At 51.6% G+C, this 18882-nt stretch carries 14 protein-coding genes, 2 tRNA genes and 3 rRNA genes; 6 read left to right on the forward strand and 13 right to left on the reverse strand.

Features of this window, described 5'->3' with window-relative positions:
• Both glnG and ACE15A_RS22350 read left to right on the forward strand, forming a co-directional pair.
• Positions 1-1410: a nitrogen regulation protein NR(I) gene (gene glnG, locus ACE15A_RS22345; protein ID WP_053509936.1), complete on the forward strand. Its 1410-nt coding sequence runs from the start codon at positions 1-3 to the stop codon at positions 1408-1410.
• A gap of 101 nt (positions 1411-1511) precedes the next feature.
• Positions 1512-1622 (forward strand): YshB family small membrane protein, encoded by a 111-nt coding sequence (locus ACE15A_RS22350; RefSeq protein ID WP_088734609.1) that lies wholly within the window; start codon positions 1512-1514, stop codon positions 1620-1622.
• A gap of 60 nt (positions 1623-1682) precedes the next feature.
• On the opposite strand, the gene hemN is transcribed toward ACE15A_RS22350, so the two are convergent.
• The 3 genes from hemN to ACE15A_RS22365 form a co-directional block, all read right to left on the reverse strand.
• Positions 1683-3056, reverse strand: coding sequence for an oxygen-independent coproporphyrinogen III oxidase (hemN, locus tag ACE15A_RS22355; protein ID WP_053509935.1), 1374 nt, complete (start codon positions 3054-3056; stop codon positions 1683-1685).
• 188 nt (positions 3057-3244) lie between these two features.
• On the reverse strand, positions 3245-3757 hold the full coding sequence (gene yihI, locus ACE15A_RS22360) for a Der GTPase-activating protein YihI (protein ID WP_023249095.1): 513 nt from the start codon (positions 3755-3757) through the stop codon (positions 3245-3247).
• Between the two features lie 118 nt (positions 3758-3875).
• Entirely contained in the window at positions 3876-4100 is a 225-nt protein-coding gene (locus ACE15A_RS22365; RefSeq protein ID WP_023249094.1) for a hypothetical protein, read from the reverse strand.
• Positions 4101-4339: 239 nt separating this feature from the next.
• Here ACE15A_RS22365 and yihA point away from each other — a divergent pair, with 239 nt between their 5' ends.
• Entirely contained in the window at positions 4340-4972 is a 633-nt protein-coding gene (yihA, locus tag ACE15A_RS22370; RefSeq protein ID WP_023249093.1) for a ribosome biogenesis GTP-binding protein YihA/YsxC, read from the forward strand.
• 350 nt (positions 4973-5322) lie between these two features.
• Here yihA and polA read toward each other — a convergent pair whose 3' ends face one another.
• Entirely contained in the window at positions 5323-8109 is a 2787-nt protein-coding gene (gene polA / locus ACE15A_RS22375; protein WP_064055738.1) for a DNA polymerase I, read from the reverse strand.
• Between the two features lie 387 nt (positions 8110-8496).
• On the opposite strand from polA, the gene ACE15A_RS22380 reads away from it, so the two are divergent.
• Positions 8497-9405, forward strand: a complete 909-nt coding sequence (locus ACE15A_RS22380; protein WP_053509931.1) for an acyltransferase — start codon at positions 8497-8499, stop codon at positions 9403-9405.
• 12 nt (positions 9406-9417) lie between these two features.
• On the opposite strand, the gene dsbA is transcribed toward ACE15A_RS22380, so the two are convergent.
• The 3 genes from dsbA to ACE15A_RS22395 all read right to left on the reverse strand — a co-directional run bounded on the left by dsbA (position 9418) and on the right by ACE15A_RS22395 (position 11390).
• The gene (gene dsbA / locus ACE15A_RS22385; protein WP_000725358.1) at positions 9418-10041 is read right to left on the reverse strand and encodes a thiol:disulfide interchange protein DsbA; all 624 of its coding nucleotides are present in this window, start codon (positions 10039-10041) and stop codon (positions 9418-9420) included.
• 16 nt (positions 10042-10057) lie between these two features.
• Positions 10058-11044, reverse strand: coding sequence for a serine/threonine protein kinase (locus ACE15A_RS22390; RefSeq protein ID WP_053509929.1), 987 nt, complete (start codon positions 11042-11044; stop codon positions 10058-10060).
• A 76-nt stretch (positions 11045-11120) separates the two neighbouring features.
• Positions 11121-11390 (reverse strand): YihD family protein, encoded by a 270-nt coding sequence (locus ACE15A_RS22395; protein ID WP_023249088.1) that lies wholly within the window; start codon positions 11388-11390, stop codon positions 11121-11123.
• A gap of 69 nt (positions 11391-11459) precedes the next feature.
• Between ACE15A_RS22395 and mobA the strand changes: the two genes are divergently transcribed.
• Both mobA and mobB read left to right on the forward strand, forming a co-directional pair.
• The gene (gene mobA / locus ACE15A_RS22400) at positions 11460-12044 is read left to right on the forward strand and encodes a molybdenum cofactor guanylyltransferase MobA (protein ID WP_053509927.1); all 585 of its coding nucleotides are present in this window, start codon (positions 11460-11462) and stop codon (positions 12042-12044) included.
• Positions 12041-12565: a molybdopterin-guanine dinucleotide biosynthesis protein MobB gene (mobB, locus tag ACE15A_RS22405; protein ID WP_072158755.1), complete on the forward strand. Its 525-nt coding sequence runs from the start codon at positions 12041-12043 to the stop codon at positions 12563-12565. Before mobA ends, mobB begins: the two co-directional genes overlap by 4 nt.
• Positions 12566-12684: 119 nt before the next feature.
• Here the strand turns inward: mobB and rrf are convergent.
• The 6 genes from rrf to hemG all read right to left on the reverse strand — a co-directional run bounded on the left by rrf (position 12685) and on the right by hemG (position 18878).
• Positions 12685-12800 (reverse strand): 5S ribosomal RNA (gene rrf, locus ACE15A_RS22410).
• A 197-nt stretch (positions 12801-12997) separates the two neighbouring features.
• A 23S ribosomal RNA gene (locus ACE15A_RS22415) occupies positions 12998-15905 on the reverse strand.
• A 180-nt stretch (positions 15906-16085) separates the two neighbouring features.
• Positions 16086-16161 (reverse strand) — tRNA-Ala (locus ACE15A_RS22420).
• Positions 16162-16272: 111 nt separating this feature from the next.
• Positions 16273-16349: transfer RNA gene (locus ACE15A_RS22425), tRNA-Ile, on the reverse strand.
• Positions 16350-16418: 69 nt separating this feature from the next.
• Positions 16419-17960, reverse strand: a 16S ribosomal RNA gene (locus ACE15A_RS22430).
• The 16S, 23S and 5S rRNA genes sit together here with 2 tRNA genes alongside, the layout of an rRNA operon.
• Before the next feature lie 372 nt (positions 17961-18332).
• Positions 18333-18878, reverse strand: a complete 546-nt coding sequence (gene hemG / locus ACE15A_RS22435; RefSeq protein WP_053511014.1) for a menaquinone-dependent protoporphyrinogen IX dehydrogenase — start codon at positions 18876-18878, stop codon at positions 18333-18335.
• Positions 18879-18882 lie beyond the last annotated feature (4 nt).

Raw genomic sequence — 18882 nt, forward strand, 5'->3', positions numbered from 1 at the left:
ATGCAACGAGGAATAGTCTGGGTCGTCGATGATGATAGTTCCATCCGTTGGGTGCTTGAACGTGCTCTCGCCGGGGCAGGGTTGACCTGTACCACCTTTGAGAATGGTAATGAAGTACTGGCTGCGCTGGCCAGTAAAACGCCGGACGTCTTGTTGTCGGATATCCGAATGCCGGGAATGGACGGGCTGGCGCTATTAAAGCAGATTAAACAGCGTCACCCGATGCTTCCGGTCATCATTATGACCGCGCATTCCGATTTAGATGCCGCCGTGAGCGCTTATCAGCAGGGGGCGTTTGATTATCTGCCTAAACCGTTTGATATTGATGAAGCCGTCGCTCTGGTCGAGCGGGCGATTAGCCACTATCAGGAGCAGCAGCAGCCGCGTAATATTGAGGTTAACGGCCCGACGACGGACATGATAGGTGAAGCACCCGCCATGCAGGATGTGTTTCGCATTATTGGTCGGCTGTCGCGTTCTTCGATTAGCGTGCTGATTAACGGCGAATCAGGGACCGGTAAAGAACTGGTCGCCCATGCGCTACATCGCCATAGCCCACGCGCCAAAGCGCCGTTTATCGCGCTCAATATGGCGGCCATCCCGAAGGATTTGATCGAATCCGAACTGTTTGGTCATGAGAAAGGCGCTTTTACCGGGGCGAATACCATCCGGCAGGGCCGTTTCGAGCAGGCTGACGGCGGTACTCTCTTTCTGGACGAAATTGGCGATATGCCGCTGGATGTCCAGACTCGTCTGTTACGCGTGCTGGCTGACGGACAGTTCTACCGCGTGGGCGGGTACGCGCCAGTAAAAGTGGATGTGCGCATTATCGCCGCCACCCACCAGAACCTCGAACTACGCGTTCAGGAAGGGAAATTCCGCGAAGACCTGTTCCACCGCCTGAACGTGATTCGTATCCATCTCCCGCCGTTGCGCGAGCGTCGTGAGGATATTCCGCGCCTGGCGCGCCATTTTTTGCAGGTCGCCGCCCGTGAGTTAGGCGTAGAAGCCAAATTATTACATCCGGAAACCGAAATGGCGTTAACGCGCCTGGCATGGCCTGGTAACGTGCGTCAGTTAGAAAATACCTGCCGCTGGCTCACCGTCATGGCCGCCGGGCAGGAGGTATTGATCCAGGATTTACCGGGTGAACTGTTTGAAGCTTCGGCGCCGGATAGCCCGTCCCACCTGCCACCGGATAGTTGGGCCACATTACTGGCGCAATGGGCGGACCGCGCCTTGCGATCCGGTCATCAAAATCTGCTTTCTGAAGCGCAGCCAGAACTGGAAAGAACGTTACTGACCACGGCGTTACGCCATACGCAGGGCCATAAACAGGAAGCCGCCAGGTTGCTCGGTTGGGGGCGAAACACCCTAACGCGGAAGCTGAAAGAACTGGGAATGGAGTAATTATGTAAAGATTAATAATTGAGCGCAAAACGCTGCTATTTTGCACTTTACTGTTCCAATGAGTTCAGTATGATCATGCCCGGCAAACGGGGGGATTCATTATGTTAGAATCTATTATTAATCTGGTATCGAGTGGGGCGGTCGACAGCCACACGCCACAAACTGCGGTAGCCGCCGTATTGTGTGCCGCGTTGGTGGGACTGTTCAGCTAACGGGTTCGCCGGGTAGCGGTTACGCCTTACCCGGCCTACTTGCCCCGTAAGGCAGCACGGCTATATGACGCGCGAGAACTGTTGCATCCGCGCTTTCTGGCGCAGATAAGCATCAAAGCACATGCAAATATTGCGAATCAGCAGGCGACCTTTCGCCGTCACCTGAATCCCCTTCTCGCTGATATCCACCAGCCCGTCTTTCGCCAGCGGTGACAGTAATTGCAAATCTTCGGCAAAATACTCAGCGAAATGCAAACCCCACTGCTGTTCGACGGCGTTAAAATCCAGGCGGAAGTTACAAATCAGCGCCTTGATAACATCGCGACGAATGCAATCATCACGGGTCAGCGTAATACCACGCCATAGCGCATTGCCCCGCTCATCCACTTGCTGGTAATAACGCTTCAGCTCTTTCTGGTTCTGCATGTAGCCATCGCCAATCATGCTGATGGCAGAAACGCCCATTCCCAGCAGATCGGTATCGCCCTGGGTGGTATACCCCTGAAAATTACGGTGCAGCACACCTTCGCGCTGCGCGACGGCCAGCTCGTCGTCCGGACGGGCAAAATGGTCCATCCCGATAAACTGATAACCGGCCTGAGTAAGCGATACGATCGTCTCCTGCAAAATATCCAGTTTCTGCTGCGCGCTGGGTAAATCGGCATCTTTAATTTTACGCTGGGCGGCAAAAAGCGTTGGCAGATGCGCATAGTTAAAGACGCTCAAACGGTCAGGGTTCAGTTCCGTCACACGCTTCAGCGTGAAAGCGAAGCTTTCCGGCGTCTGTTTCGGTAGACCGTAGATCAAATCGATATTCGTCGAGGTAAAGCCGATATCGCGGGCGTGATTAAGCAGCGCAAAGATGAACTCTTCATCCTGTTCGCGGTTAACCAGGCGCTGCACCTCTTTATTAAAATCCTGTACGCCCATACTCAGGCGGTTAAAACCTTCCGCGCGTAAATGATCGAGCACATCCAGTTCAATTTCACGGGGATCGACTTCGATCGAGATTTCCGCGTCGGAATTAAAGTGGAAATTTTCACGCAACAGCGTCATTAAGCGACTGATTTGCGCTTTATTCAGGTAAGTTGGCGTACCGCCGCCCCAGTGAAGCTGGCTAACCTGACGGCCTGCAAACAGCGGCGCGCGATGGCGGATTTCCTGCTCAAGCGCGTCAAGATACTGGTCAGCTTTATGCTGTTGGCGGGTGACAATCTTGTTGCAGCCGCAGAAATAACACAACTTGTGGCAAAACGGGATATGCACGTACAGCGAGAGCGGACGTTCAGGATAGCGCGCCACAGCCTGCGAGAATGCTGCGTCCTTGAAGTCTTCAGAGAACTCCAGCGCGGTTGGGTACGAGGTATACCGTGGCCCGGAATAGTTATATTTCTGGATCAGGGCCAGATCCCAGTCTATTTGCTGTTTAGACATGCTTACTCCTTCCGATGGCGTCTCTGGCGGGTACGGCGTACCGACTTCACGCCATGACGGGCGGCAAGCCGGTTGCGCAACCATTTCTGTCGCCGCGACAATCGCTGTAGTTTAACGAATAACCACACCAGATAACATATAACCGGAAGGGTTATAAGCAGGACGGGCAAACCCACGGTGTAAACCCGTTAGTTGCCGCCTCTTAGCAGGCGCATCATATCTTCCTGCTTCTCGTCCTCTTCTTCGTCTTCCTCGTCATCGTAAGACAGACCAAGCTTCTGCATCAGTTCATCAATACGATCCAGTTTGGCATCTACCCAGGCTTGATCTTCAGTCCCCAGGGTTTCGCCCGCTTCCAGACGTTCTAACAGCGCATCCAGGCGCTCATCCGTTTCCAGTAAATCCAACTCCGCCTGCGGTGAAAGCATAGGTTTCTCACTTTTTGGTTTATGCTGTTGGGTCACTTTTTCAGTCACGCCCAATGGAACAGGTGTTTTACTGCCAAGACGTGGATCTTTCTGTTGATTCTGATTGCCGCCGCCCGAAGCGGAATTGCCGCCCGCCGCGCGACTTCCCGGAGCATGACCGCGATGTTTTTTCAGGCGTTTACGGTCGCGCGCCTCCTGGTTTAACTCTTCACGCGTTTTACGACGCTGTTTGCCAAAGGCTTTACTGCGCGGTGCAGAGGTTGGTTTTTTCATGATGTCAGATCTTTAAGCCGTTTTATTCAGTATAGAATTGAGGCGGAATCTAGCAGAAAGCAAGCAAAGAAAAAAGGCGACAGAGTAATCTGCCGCCTTTTTTCTTGACCCACGCCCCTTAACGGGTTCCACCATCCCTGTTGGCTATCAACACGCCCTGTTTTTCCCTTAGCCTGGAACATTCCATGTTGTTTCCATTTCCTTTTACTAACGTCTCCGGACGTTTGTCTTCCTGACAATCCTGAGTCTTCGCCTCCTGGCGCTCCTGACCCTCATCCTGAGTCGTTGATCCTGTTAGCGTCCTCGCTATGCGCGTTACTTTACTCTTTTGGGGTAAACTCACAAGATACCAACGCGGCAATTTCCTCTTTTTCAGACAATTACCCCTCTATAAATTTATGATTTAACTGTATTAACTGGTTTTTAACATTACAACGACTCTGTCATATCGCATAGGGACAATGGGCAATATCTCACGAAGTGTATGGCTTTTGCTTACAGCGTCGGCACGCCGAAAAATCCGCCTTTTGCTGGCGTTCAGGTATAATCGCGACAAAGCTTTGACTGACGGAGACGACCGCTTTGACTAACCTGAATTATCAACAGACGCATTTTGTGATGAGTGCGCCTGATATTCGCCATTTACCTTCCGATTCCGGAATTGAAGTGGCTTTTGCTGGCCGTTCCAATGCAGGTAAATCCAGCGCCCTGAACACCCTGACCAACCAAAAGAGCCTGGCGCGCACCTCTAAAACGCCAGGCCGCACCCAACTGATTAACCTGTTTGAAGTGGTAGATGGCAAACGACTGGTCGACCTGCCAGGCTATGGCTACGCGGAAGTCCCGGAAGAGATGAAGCGCAAATGGCAACGCGCGCTGGGGGAATATCTGGAGAAACGTCAAAGCCTACAAGGCTTAGTCGTTTTAATGGATATCCGCCATCCGTTGAAAGACCTCGACCAACAGATGATCCAGTGGGCTGTAGAGAGCAATATCCAGGTTCTGATACTGTTGACCAAGGCGGACAAACTGGCCAGCGGCGCGCGCAAGGCGCAGTTGAATATGGTACGTGAAGCCGTGCTGGCTTTTAATGGCGATGTGCAGGTAGAAGCGTTTTCCTCGTTGAAAAAGCAGGGAGTAGATAAGTTACGTCAGAAGCTGGATAGCTGGTTTAGCGAGTTAGCGCCGGTAGAAAAGGCGCAGGACGCCGAATAAACGGGTAGGACGGATAAGCGCCATCAGGCCATAAATGCCGGATGGCGACCAAACGCGTCTTATCCGGCTCATAACCTTTTCTTCCGTCCAATAAAAAACGCCCCAGTCATAAACTGACTGGGGCGGCTAAAATATTCAGCCAAATCCGATTACGTGAAGTAAAAGGTCTGAAAGATAGAACATCTTACCTCTGTACCCTACGTGAATAACTTTACTCTTTTTTGAGCAACACAGAAAGACTTTTTCGTAATTTTTTTTTCATTCTTTACATAGGGAATTCTAATATCTATCACAAAACCCCCTCACTTATGTTGCTTAATTACGAAAAAAGCGCGTTATCCTCTAAACGCTTAGTGCGCTTGATCCCAATTTTCTCCGCTGCCGACCTCCACCAGCAACGGCACATCAATACGCGTACAGTTTTCCATCAACTGATGGATACGTTTTGATACCGCATCTAAATCGTCTTTATGCACTTCGAACACCAGTTCATCGTGTACCTGCATAATCATCCGCACGCGCGGCTGCTCGGCCTGTAGCCAGGCATCAACGGCAATCATTGCACGCTTGATGATATCGGCTGCCGTTCCCTGCATGGGGGCATTGATCGCCGCACGCTCTGCCCCCGCACGCCGCGCCGCGTTGCTGGATTTAATATCCGGCAGGTAAAGGCGGCGTCCCTCCAGCGTTTCCACGTAGCCTTGTTCTTTTGCCTGAGCGCGGGTGCGCTCCATATATTCCAGCACGCCAGGGTAGCGTTCGAAGTAGAGATCCATATACTTCTGCGCCTCTTTACGCGGGATATTAAGCTGGCGAGAAAGACCAAAGGCGCTCATACCGTAAATCAGGCCAAAGTTAATGGCTTTCGCACTTCGGCGCTGTTCCCCGGTCACGCTATCCAGCGGCAGGCCAAATACTTCCGCCGCCGTTGCGCGGTGGATATCTTTCCCTTCGGCGAACGCCGTGAGCAGTCCTTTATCACGGGAAAGATGCGCCATAATACGCAACTCAATCTGTGAATAGTCCGCAGACACGATGAGATAATCCTCAGGCGCAATAAATGCCTGACGAATGCGGCGGCCTTCGTCGTTGCGCACCGGAATATTTTGCAGGTTCGGATCGGTCGACGATAAACGTCCCGTCGCCGTTACCGCCTGATGATAGGACGTATGGACGCGCCCGGTTTTCGGGTTAATCATCAGCGGCAGCTTATCGGTATAGGTAGATTTTAGCTTCGCCAGACCACGATACTCCAGAATCACTTTCGGCAGTGGATAGTCCAGCGCCAGCTCTTCCAGCACCTCTTCCGATGTTGACGGCGCACCGCCAGGCGTTTTCTTCAGCGGCTTAATACCCTGCTTTTCAAACAGGATGGTCTGTAACTGCTTCGTTGAGGACAGGTTGAACGCCTCGCCCGCTATGTCATGCGCTTTCTTTTCCAGTTCCGCCAGACGTAGCGTAATTTCTTCCGAATGTTTGTGCAAAACAGCAGGATCGATTTTTACGCCGTTGCGCTCAACGCGCGACAGTACCGGCACCAACGGCATTTCGATGTTTTCGAAAACATTCAGTGGGCCTTTGTGCTGCTGGAGCTCAGGCCACATTTTGAGATGCAACTGTAGCGTGACATCCGCATCTTCTGCCGCATAGCGTCCCGCTTCCTCCAGCGCGATCTGATTAAAGGTGAGCTGGTTTTTGCCTTTCCCGGCAATTTCTTCAAAGGTGATCGTTTTGTGCTTCAGCCAACGATCGGACAAGCTGTCCATATCATGGCGTCCGGCGACGCTGTTCAGAATGTAAGACTCAAGCATGGTATCAAAGGCGATACCGCGCAGCTCAATGCCATAGTTCTGCAAGACACCACGATCGTACTTGAGGTTTTGCCCCACTTTGCGCGCTTTTTCATCTTCCAGCAACGGCTTCAGCAGTTCCAGCGCACGCTGGCGGGAGATTTGATCCGGAGCGTCCAGATAATCATGCGCGACAGGCACATACGCGGCAACGCCAGGCTCGATAGCAAACGAGAGGCCCACCAGGTTGGCGGCGATATTATCCAGGCTGTCGGTCTCCGTGTCGAAAGCGAAAACTGGCGCTTTTTTCAGCTTTTCAATCCAGCTTTCCAGCGTGGCTTCGTCCAGAATAGTGACATAATTTTCATAAGAGAGCGCCGCTGTCGGCTCGCTGGGCGATTCATCAATAACGACCGTTTCCTGCGGTTTCGCCACCGGTTTCGCGCCCTTTGCCTGTAGCCACTTGCCTGACTCGACGTCCGCCGTCCAGCGCTTAAACTCATATTTTTTAAACAGGCCCAGCAGTTCATCCGCAATCGGCTGCTGAACTTCAAGCTGTTCGCAGGTCAACTCCAGCTCAACATCCGTTTTAATGGTGGCTAGTTTATAAGACAGGTACGCTACGTCTTTATTCTGCGCTAACTTACCGGCCATCGTTTTGGCACCGCGGAAAGTGAGACCGGCAATTTTTTCCGGCTCGGCGTACAGCGTATCCAGGCCGCCCAATCCCTGAAGCAAGGCTTGTGCCGTCTTCTCGCCCACGCCAGGTACGCCCGGAATATTATCCGAGGAGTCCCCCATCAGCGCCAGAAAGTCGATAATCAGTTCAGGCGGCACACCATACTTATTAACGACTTCATCCGGGCCGAGAATGGTGTTGGTCATGGTGTTGATCAGCGTAATATTCGGCGTCACCAACTGTGCCATATCTTTATCGCCAGTGCTGATTAATACTGGACGCCCCACCTTCTCCGCTTCTCGCGCCAGTGTACCGATAACGTCATCCGCTTCTACGCCAGAGACCGCCAGCAGGGGTAGCCCCATTGCTTTAACCATGGCATGTAACGGCTCTATTTGCGCACGCAGATCATCTGGCATAGGAGGACGATGCGATTTGTAATGTTCAAAGAGCTCGTCACGGAAGGTTTTTCCTTTGGCGTCAAACACCACCGCAGCATGCGTCGGCTGATACTGCATGATCAGGCTGCGCAACATGTTGAGGACACCATACATTGCGCCCGTAGGTTCTCCCGCACTGTTGGTTAACGGCGGAAACGCATGATAGGCGCGATAGAGATAGGATGAGCCATCTACGAGAATAAGTGGGTTTTCTGGGATCTGAACCATAATGTCCGTGCCTGTTTAACAGATTATGGTTAAAGGATGCCACATACAGGAGGAAAACTTGAGTTTTTCGCCGTATTTGCAGAAAAGTTTTGTGGATCTTCAGGATCGCTCGCAAAACAATCTGTGGATAACTTTGTGTATAAATTCTTGCCATTGCTTTAAAATCAGCGCGATAGTCTTCACATCTTAATAATTACCTATTATTTTCAATTAGTTGTTAACATCACACTTTTCTTATTATCTGATTCATGCCGTTATCATAATGTGGATAGTTGTTACGAGTGTTTCTATTTCACTCCGCGCCATCATTAGCATCGTTTTCTGATAGAATCAGCCTCTTGCGCCGTTTTCGCGCACCGTTTATGGCTAACTTTTGAATAATTCATTATGACGAGAATACTCGCGGCGATCACGCTCCTATTGAGTATCGTATTGACCATCCTGGTCACCATAGTTTGCTCAGTACCGATCATCGTTGCCGGAATGGTAAAGCTCCTTTTGCCTGTTCCCGGCGTCTGGCGTAAGGTCTCCATTTTCTGCAATTTCATGATGTATTGCTGGTGTGCTGGTCTTGCAGCGCTGCTACGCCTTAATCCGCATTTGCAATGGGATGTAGAAGGGTTAGAAGGACTGAGCAAGAAAAATTGGTATTTACTGATTTGTAATCATCGTAGCTGGGCCGATATCGTTGTGCTTTGCGTTCTGTTCCGCAAGCATATCCCAATGAATAAGTACTTTCTTAAACAGCAATTGGCCTGGGTGCCTTTCATCGGACTGGCGTGCTGGGCATTAGATATGCCGTTTATGAAGCGCTATTCCCGTAGCTACCTGCTCCGCCATCCTAATCGACGCGGCAAAGATGTTGAAACGACTCGTCGCTCTTGCGAAAAGTTTCGCCGGTATCCCACCACTATCGTTAACTTTGTTGAAGGCTCGCGATTTACGCATGAGAAACGCCAGCAAACGCATTCACCCTATCAACATCTGTTGCCACCAAAAGCAGCCGGTATTGCAATGGCGATTAACGTCTTAGGCGCACAGTTCGATAAGCTGCTTAATATTACGTTGTGTTACCCAAACAACGATCGCCACCCCTTCTACGATATGCTAAGCGGTAGGCTGACGCGTATTGTTGTTCGGGTGCAACTGGAACCCATAAATGAAGGACTGCACGGCGATTACGTGAACGACAAAATATTCAAACGCCGTTTTCAACGTTGGCTTAATACGCTGTGGGATAAGAAAGATATACAGATAGAAGGGATTAAAACGTCTTATAAAAACGCCGGTCAGTGACCGGCGTTCTTTTTATTTTTTATCAACCAAATATTTCACAGTATCAGCATACTGCTGAACAAAAACATCCATGCTGCTGGTATCCATGCCTTGTGGGTTAATCTGGTATTTGCCATTTACGAACATCGCCGGAACGCCCTGCAATTGCAGGTCAGACGCGGCTTTCTCCTGTTGCGCAACCAGTGATTTCACCACGAAGCTGTTCCATGCCGCATCGTAATCTTCGCCTTTGACGCCCGCATCAACGAACACTTTACGGATATCCGCGGCAGATTGTACTGTCTGGGTTTTCTGTACGGCTTCAAACAGCGGGACCGTGACTTTATCTTCTACACCCAACGCCATCGCCACCGCCCATGCCTGGGTGAGATCCTTGCCCAACGGCCCCAGGAACTCAACGTGGTACTTGGTCATTTTGGTGCCTTCCGGAAGCTTTTTCTTCACGTTGTCAGACACATGAAGCACTTCTTCAAACTGATAACAATGTGGGCAGTAGAAGGAGAAGAACTCCAGCACCTGGGGTTCGCCAGCGACCGGTTTATCCAGCGTGATATACTGTTTACCGTCGCTGATCTGTGCTGCCGAGGCGCTAAAAGCTAAAACCATACCAGCCAGCGCCAGCCAAATCTTTTTCATGATCAACTCTCTCCGATTAATACATTGGCGTTAATTGTAAAGGGGGTTCGTGCAAAATTTTTGTCTGCTCAATAAAAGTCGTTGTCTGTCGCTGCCAGTAATCTTCCCCTGTTAACCAGGGAAAGTTTTTCGGAAACGCAGGATCGCCCCAACGACGAATCAACCAGGCAAGATAATAAACTAAACGCATAGCGCGTAAAGGTTCAATGAGACCGATTTCAGACGTATCGAACTCACTAACTTCTTCATAAGCTTCAATAATGGTTTCAAGCTGCATTCGCTGTTCGGCTTTGTCGCCATTCAGCAGCATCCATAAATCCTGTATCGCCGGGCCGTTACGGGCATCATCTAAATCGACAAACAGCGGTCCATCACGCCATAGAATGTTGCCGGCATGACAATCGCCGTGCAATCGCAGCGTGGTGAAATCAGTGCGCCAGCATTCGGTAACTGCAGACAGTAGAGTATCAGTGGCTTTCAGGAAAGCCGCTTTTTGCCCGGAGGGAATCAGTGCGGCATCTTCGAATACCTGGCGAGGTTCAAAAAGATACTCTGCAAGCCCAATGTCAGGCCGGAAAGTGAAAGCTCGTTTTCGCCCCGTCTGATGCAATCGGCCAAGATAACGCCCTACCGCCTCCATCTGATCGATATTGTCCGCTTCAAACTGACGACCGCCTACGCTGGGGAAAATGGCATAATGATAGCCCTGATGCGCTAACAGCGTCTGGCCATTAAAAGCGAGCGGAGCAGCAACCGGAACCTCATCCTTCACCAGTTCAAGCGCGAACTGGTGTTCTTCCCGAATTTGATCAACAGACCAGCGTTCAGGACGATAAAACTTAACGACAAAACGTCGCCGATCTTCATCCTGAAACTGATAGACGCGGTTTTCATAACTGTTTAGCGGAGTCAGCCCGGAATCCACCCTGATCCCCTGTTCAAACAGCGCATCCATGATGGTTTCCGGGTGTAGCGTCTGGAAAGTAAAAGCGTTGTCGTTCATCCCATCATCCGGAAAATACTACGAATGATTCAGGATATCATTTCGTGGCGATTTCGGTGGCGCCGCTTACAAGGTTTTACTCTTTAATAACGCCGCGGGCGCGTAAAAGCGCCGTTTTAAAGTCTTCTTCATAGTCTTTTTGAATCCCCGGTATGGCGGCGTCTTTGGCGGAATCGCGCATTTTCAGATGGTAAATCAGGATATCATCAGTTAACTCTTCCAGATTGCCGTCAAAACCTGACTCTTTCGCCAGTTTCTGCAAAAATTGCGTCAGGTTAAGATCGGGCTCTTTCTGCCAGGCTGGCTGGAGGAGTTCAATGACTTCATTCAGACGTTTACATTTCATAGCTGTGCTCCTTATTCTTGATACAGACACGGTAGCAGGGTCAATCCCACAATAAAAGAGGCGATATCGGTGAATCAGGATGAAGTGATAACCGGCGTGGTGCTGGCAGGCGGTAAAGCCCGACGGATGGGAGGTGCGGATAAAGGTCTGCTTGAACTGGACGGTAAACCGCTCTGGCGGCACGTTGCCGACGCGCTCGCGCCACAACTTGCTACGGTCGTCGTAAGCGCTAATCGCCATCTGGATATCTACCGGGCCAGCGGCCTGAAAGTCATTCCGGATTCAATCGCTGACTTTCCCGGTCCGCTGGCGGGTATGCTTTCCGTTTTTCAGCAGGTAGCAGGCGACTGGTTTCTATTTTGCCCCTGTGACAATCCCTATATCCCCCACAACATAGTCGATCGTTTAGCAGCGCAGCGTCATAGCGCACCCGTGGTTTGGGTTCGTGATGGAGAACGCGATCATCCAACGATCGCGTTGATTAATCGTTCCGTTCAGCCCCAGTTGACAGCTTATTTGCAAGCAGGCGAGCGGCGGGTAATGATTTTTATGCACCAGGCAGGCGGACACGCCGTTGATTTCAGTGATTGTAAGGAGGCATTTGTGAACGTCAACACGCCGGAGGAACTCGCGAAATGGCAAAAGAGACCATAATACCGCTACTCGCAATTGCCGCGTGGAGCGGAACGGGAAAAACAACACTGCTGAAAAAACTGATCCCAGCACTTTGTGCGCGCGGGATTCGGCCAGGGCTGATTAAGCATACCCATCATGATATGGATGTCGATAAGCCGGGTAAAGATAGCTACGAGCTGCGTAAAGCCGGGGCGGCACAGACGCTGGTTGCCAGTCAGCAGCGCTGGGCGTTAATGACTGAAACGCCGGAGCAAGAAGAGTTAGATCTGGCATGGCTGGTGAGTCGGATGGATGCATCAAAGCTGGATCTGGTGCTGGTAGAAGGCTTTAAGCATGAGTCCGTGGCCAAGATCGTTCTGTTCCGTAACGACGCTGGGCACGATGTGAATGAGTTGGCTATCGATGAGCATACGATCGCCGTAGCCAGCGATATTGCGCTGGATATTGGCGTTCCGGTACTCGATTTGAACGATGTTGATGGAATTGTGGCGTTTATCGTAGCGACGTTAGGGTTAACTGCCGCCGCGGAGTGGGCGTAAACGCCTGCTCCGGGCTCTGTGTGCTGTTCTGTAGCCGGGACACACCGACTATTCACCGCATTTTTTGCAGCAGACGCAAAAAAGCCCATCCGTCAGGATGGGCTTCTTCACTATTCGATGCCTGGCAGTTCCCTACTCTCGCATGGGGAGACCCCACACTACCATCGGCGCTACGGCGTTTCACTTCTGAGTTCGGCATGGGGTCAGGTGGGACCACCGCGCTACGGCCGCCAGGCAAATTCTTTTGTGCTCTGTACGCAATTCTTTATCGCATCAGCGGTGTTGGCTGCATTCGTAAAGTCAGGCACATACTTCTGTATGCTCCTTCCTTTCCTTCGCTTGCCGCCTTGCTGCTGCGCAAATTATTGCGTACTCAACTCTGAATCAGTGCTGAAAATCGTCTCTCAACCGCCAAAACATCTTCGGCGTTGTAAGGTTAAGCCTCACGGTTCATTAGTACCGGTTAGCTCAACGCATCGCTGCGCTTACACACCCGGCCTATCAACGTCATCGTCTTTAACGTTCCTTCAGGAGACTCAAGGTCTCAGGGAAGACTCATCTCGGGGCAAGTTTCGTGCTTAGATGCTTTCAGCACTTATCTTTTCCGCATTTAGCTACCGGGCAGTGCCATTGGCATGACAACCCGAACACCAGTGATGCGTCCACTCCGGTCCTCTCGTACTAGGAGCAGCCCCCCTCAGTCTTCCAGCGCCCACGGCAGATAGGGACCGAACTGTCTCACGACGTTCTAAACCCAGCTCGCGTACCACTTTAAATGGCGAACAGCCATACCCTTGGGACCTACTTCAGCCCCAGGATGTGATGAGCCGACATCGAGGTGCCAAACACCGCCGTCGATATGAACTCTTGGGCGGTATCAGCCTGTTATCCCCGGAGTACCTTTTATCCGTTGAGCGATGGCCCTTCCATTCAGAACCACCGGATCACTATGACCTGCTTTCGCACCTGCTCGCGCCGTCACGCTCGCAGTCAAGCTGGCTTATGCCATTGCACTAACCTCCTGATGTCCGACCAGGATTAGCCAACCTTCGTGCTCCTCCGTTACTCTTTAGGAGGAGACCGCCCCAGTCAAACTACCCACCAGACACTGTCCGCAACCCGGATTACGGGTCCACGTTAGAACATCAAACATTAAAGGGTGGTATTTCAAGGTCGGCTCCACGCAGACTGGCGTCCACGCTTCAAAGCCTCCCACCTATCCTACACATCAAGGCTCAATGTTCAGTGTCAAGCTATAGTAAAGGTTCACGGGGTCTTTCCGTCTTGCCGCGGGTACACTGCATCTTCACAGCGAGTTCAATTTCACTGAGTCTCGGGTGGAGACAGCCTGGCCATCATTACGCCATTCGTGCAGGTCGGAACTTACCCGACAAGGAATTTCGCTACCTTAGGACCGTTATAGTTACGGCCGCCGTTTACCGGGGCTTCGATCAGGAGCTTCGCTTGCGCTGACCCCATCAATTAACCTTCCGGCACCGGGCAGGCGTCACACCGTATACGTCCACTTTCGTGTTTGCACAGTGCTGTGTTTTTAATAAACAGTTGCAGCCAGCTGGTATCTTCGACTGACTTCAGCTCCATGAGTAAATCACTTCACCTACGTGTCAGCGTGCCTTCTCCCGAAGTTACGGCACCATTTTGCCTAGTTCCTTCACCCGAGTTCTCTCAAGCGCCTTGGTATTCTCTACCTGACCACCTGTGTCGGTTTGGGGTACGATTTGATGTTACCTGATGCTTAGAGGCTTTTCCTGGAAGCAGGGCATTTGTTGCTTCAGCACCGTGGTGCCTCGTCATCACGCCTCAGTGTTAAAGTGAACCGGATTTACCTGGAACACACACCTACACGCTTAAACCGGGACAACCGTCGCCCGGCCAACATAGCCTTCTCCGTCCCCCCTTCGCAGTAACACCAAGTACGGGAATATTAACCCGTTTCCCATCGACTACGCCTTTCGGCCTCGCCTTAGGGGTCGACTCACCCTGCCCCGATTAACGTTGGACAGGAACCCTTGGTCTTCCGGCGAGCGGGCTTTTCACCCGCTTTATCGTTACTTATGTCAGCATTCGCACTTCTGATACCTCCAGCACCCCTCACAGGACACCTTCAACGGCTTACAGAACGCTCCCCTACCCAACAACACACAGTGTCGCTGCCGCAGCTTCGGTGCATGGTTTAGCCCCGTTACATCTTCCGCGCAGGCCGACTCGACCAGTGAGCTATTACGCTTTCTTTAAATGATGGCTGCTTCTAAGCCAACATCCTGGCTGTCTGGGCCTTCCCACATCGTTTCCCACTTAACCATGACTTTGGGACCTTAGCTGGCGGTCTGGGTTGTTTCCCTCTTCACGACGGACGTTAGCACCCGCCGTGTGTCTCCCGTGATAACATTCTCCGGTATTCGCAGTTTGCATCGGGTTGGTAAGCCGGGATGGCCCCCTAGCCGAAACAGTGCTCTACCCCCGGAGATGAGTTCACGAGGCGCTACCTAAATAGCTTTCGGGGAGAACCAGCTATCTCCCGGTTTGATTGGCCTTTCACCCCCAGCCACAGGTCATCCGCTAATTTTTCAACATTAGTCGGTTCGGTCCTCCAGTTAGTGTTACCCAACCTTCAACCTGCCCATGGCTAGATCACCGGGTTTCGGGTCTATACCCTGCAACTTAACGCCCAATTAAGACTCGGTTTCCCTTCGGCTCCCCTATGCGGTTAACCTTGCTACAGAATATAAGTCGCTGACCCATTATACAAAAGGTACGCAGTCACCCCCCATAAAGAGAGGCTCCCACTGCTTGTACGTACACGGTTTCAGGTTCTGTTTCACTCCCCTCGCCGGGGTTCTTTTCGCCTTTCCCTCACGGTACTGGTTCACTATCGGTCAGTCAGGAGTATTTAGCCTTGGAGGATGGTCCCCCCATATTCAGACAGGATACCACGTGTCCCGCCCTACTCATCGAGCTCACAGCATGTGCGCTTTTGTGTACGGGGCTCTCACCCTGTATCGCGCGCCTTTCCAGACGCTTCCACTAACACACATGCTGATTCAGGCTCTGGGCTCCTCCCCGTTCGCTCGCCGCTACTGGGGGAATCTCGGTTGATTTCTTTTCCTCGGGGTACTTAGATGTTTCAGTTCCCCCGGTTCGCCTCATTAACCTATGGATTCAGTTAATGATAGTGTGACGAGTCACACTGGGTTTCCCCATTCGGACATCGCCGGTTATAACGGTTCATATCACCTTACCGGCGCTTTTCGCAGATTAGCACGTCCTTCATCGCCTCTGACTGCCAGGGCATCCACCGTGTACGCTTGGTCGCTTAACCTCACAACCCGAAGATGTTTCGTAAAACATCATCGTGTCGCGAAAATTTGAGAGACTCATGAACAATCGGAATTGTTCTTGTTTCAATTTTCAGCTTGATCCAGATTTTTAAAGAGCAAAACTTCGCAGTGAACCCTTTCAGGTACACTCTGAAGTATTTTTTCGTAATACACTCACGAGATGGTGGAGCTATGCGGGATCGAACCGCAGACCTCCTGCGTGCAAAGCAGGCGCTCTCCCAGCTGAGCTATAGCCCCATCGTGTAGTCAGAACCTCTTTACCGATAATTTTTCCTGAGACAAGGCGTGGAATAACGAAGCATACATCAGTATGTGAGTTATTTCACAACGCAGTATTCAGGGAAAATTTGGTAGGCCTGAGTGGACTTGAACCACCGACCTCACCCTTATCAGGGGTGCGCTCTAACCACCTGAGCTACAAGCCTGTAGAGGTTTTACTGCTCGTTTTTCATCAGACAATCTGTGTGAGCACTGCAAAGTACGCTTCTTTCAGGTAAGGAGGTGATCCAACCGCAGGTTCCCCTACGGTTACCTTGTTACGACTTCACCCCAGTCATGAATCACAAAGTGGTAAGCGCCCTCCCGAAGGTTAAGCTACCTACTTCTTTTGCAACCCACTCCCATGGTGTGACGGGCGGTGTGTACAAGGCCCGGGAACGTATTCACCGTGGCATTCTGATCCACGATTACTAGCGATTCCGACTTCATGGAGTCGAGTTGCAGACTCCAATCCGGACTACGACGCACTTTATGAGGTCCGCTTGCTCTCGCGAGGTCGCTTCTCTTTGTATGCGCCATTGTAGCACGTGTGTAGCCCTGGTCGTAAGGGCCATGATGACTTGACGTCATCCCCACCTTCCTCCAGTTTATCACTGGCAGTCTCCTTTGAGTTCCCGACCTAATCGCTGGCAACAAAGGATAAGGGTTGCGCTCGTTGCGGGACTTAACCCAACATTTCACAACACGAGCTGACGACAGCCATGCAGCACCTGTCTCACAGTTCCCGAAGGCACATTCGCATCTCTGCAAACTTCTGTGGATGTCAAGACCAGGTAAGGTTCTTCGCGTTGCATCGAATTAAACCACATGCTCCACCGCTTGTGCGGGCCCCCGTCAATTCATTTGAGTTTTAACCTTGCGGCCGTACTCCCCAGGCGGTCTACTTAACGCGTTAGCTCCGGAAGCCACGCCTCAAGGGCACAGCCTCCAAGTAGACATCGTTTACGGCGTGGACTACCAGGGTATCTAATCCTGTTTGCTCCCCACGCTTTCGCACCTGAGCGTCAGTCTTTGTCCAGGGGGCCGCCTTCGCCACCGGTATTCCTCCAGATCTCTACGCATTTCACCGCTACACCTGGAATTCTACCCCCCTCTACAAGACTCAAGCCTGCCAGTTTCGAATGCAGTTCCCAGGTTGAGCCCGGGGATTTCACATCCGACTTGACAGACCGCCTGCGTGCGCTTTACGCCCAGTAATTCCGATTAACGCTTGCACCCTCCGTATTACCGCGGCTGCTGGCACGGAGTTAGCCGGTGCTTCTTCTGCGGGTAACGTCAATTGCTGCGGTTATTAACCACAACACCTTCCTCCCCGCTGAAAGTACTTTACAACCCGAAGGCCTTCTTCATACACGCGGCATGGCTGCATCAGGCTTGCGCCCATTGTGCAATATTCCCCACTGCTGCCTCCCGTAGGAGTCTGGACCGTGTCTCAGTTCCAGTGTGGCTGGTCATCCTCTCAGACCAGCTAGGGATCGTCGCCTTGGTGAGCCGTTACCTCACCAACAAGCTAATCCCATCTGGGCACATCTGATGGCAAGAGGCCCGAAGGTCCCCCTCTTTGGTCTTGCGACGTTATGCGGTATTAGCCACCGTTTCCAGTAGTTATCCCCCTCCATCAGGCAGTTTCCCAGACATTACTCACCCGTCCGCCACTCGTCAGCAAAGCAGCAAGCTGCTTCCTGTTACCGTTCGACTTGCATGTGTTAGGCCTGCCGCCAGCGTTCAATCTGAGCCATGATCAAACTCTTCAATTTAAGTTTGATGCTCGTGAATTAAACTTCGTAATGAATTACGTGTTCACTCAGAGACTTGGTATTCATTTTTCGTCCGGGGACGTTAAGAATCCGTATCCTCGAGTGCCCACACAGATTGTCTGATAAATTGTTAAAGAGCAGTGCCGCTGCGCTTTTCTCAGCGGCGCGGGGTGTGCATATTACGCTTTCCCGCTTCAGAGTCAAGCGTTTATTTTCGCTTTTCTCCGTGAGGCTCTGGTCTGAACCCCGCTGACCCGGCGGCCTGTGTGCCGTTGTTCCGTGTCAGTGGTGGCGCATTATAGGGAGTTATTTCCGCCTGACAAGAGGAAATTTAAAATAATTTTCTGAGTGCGCACTTTTTATGCTTTACGCTTATTTTGCCGACGATTTGTTAGTTAAATGGGCTATTTCACGGGCAAAGTTCGCAACCTGATCCCAGTCGGTGTACACCACTTCTTTACTGGTATCCGTTTCGCCGCCCGACATTTTCATAATAAGCTTGATCATCAGACGGTCATACCAGCGATAGCGGGGATAGCGAAGCGCGCCTGCAATGACAGCGCAATGATCAGGTCGCCACGGAGAACTCATCAAAAACTTACGCGCGTAGCTGTTAGTCTGCGGCGTCCGTTTTTCCGCTTTACGCGCCACCAGGTTAACGGAATAAAAGGCGCTCGGCATTCCGTTCAACCGCGGAGCGTATTTCTTAACGAACTCCTGGAAGGCGCTGTGGTAATGACCATAACGAATGGACGCGCCAATCACTACGCGATCATAGCTATCCCAGTCTGGCTCTTCTGCGCGATGCAGATTAACGACATCGGCCCAGATCCCCATCTCTTTGAGTTCAGAAGCCAGATAAGAGGCAATTTCGCGCGTTTGTCCGTCCCGGGTAGAGAAAAGAATCAATGTTTTCACGTGT

The sequence above is a fragment of the Salmonella sp. HY31 genome (genome assembly GCF_042604575.1).
GTDB lineage: Bacteria > Pseudomonadota > Gammaproteobacteria > Enterobacterales > Enterobacteriaceae > Salmonella > Salmonella diarizonae.

Bases quoted from the DNA above. Each gene is read 5' to 3' on its own strand.
- glnG (WP_053509936.1), top strand. From the start codon at position 1: ATGCAACGAGGAATAGTCTGGGTCGTCGATGATGATAGTTCCATCCGT.
- ACE15A_RS22350 (WP_088734609.1), top strand. From the start codon at position 1,512: ATGTTAGAATCTATTATTAATCTGGTATCGAGTGGGGCGGTCGACAGC.
- hemN (WP_053509935.1), bottom strand. From the start codon at position 3,056: ATGTCTAAACAGCAAATAGACTGGGATCTGGCCCTGATCCAGAAATAT.
- yihI (WP_023249095.1), bottom strand. From the start codon at position 3,757: ATGAAAAAACCAACCTCTGCACCGCGCAGTAAAGCCTTTGGCAAACAG.
- polA (WP_064055738.1), bottom strand. From the start codon at position 8,109: ATGGTTCAGATCCCAGAAAACCCACTTATTCTCGTAGATGGCTCATCC.
- ACE15A_RS22380 (WP_053509931.1), top strand. From the start codon at position 8,497: ATGACGAGAATACTCGCGGCGATCACGCTCCTATTGAGTATCGTATTG.
- dsbA (WP_000725358.1), bottom strand. From the start codon at position 10,041: ATGAAAAAGATTTGGCTGGCGCTGGCTGGTATGGTTTTAGCTTTTAGC.
- ACE15A_RS22390 (WP_053509929.1), bottom strand. From the start codon at position 11,044: ATGAACGACAACGCTTTTACTTTCCAGACGCTACACCCGGAAACCATC.
- ACE15A_RS22395 (WP_023249088.1), bottom strand. From the start codon at position 11,390: ATGAAATGTAAACGTCTGAATGAAGTCATTGAACTCCTCCAGCCAGCC.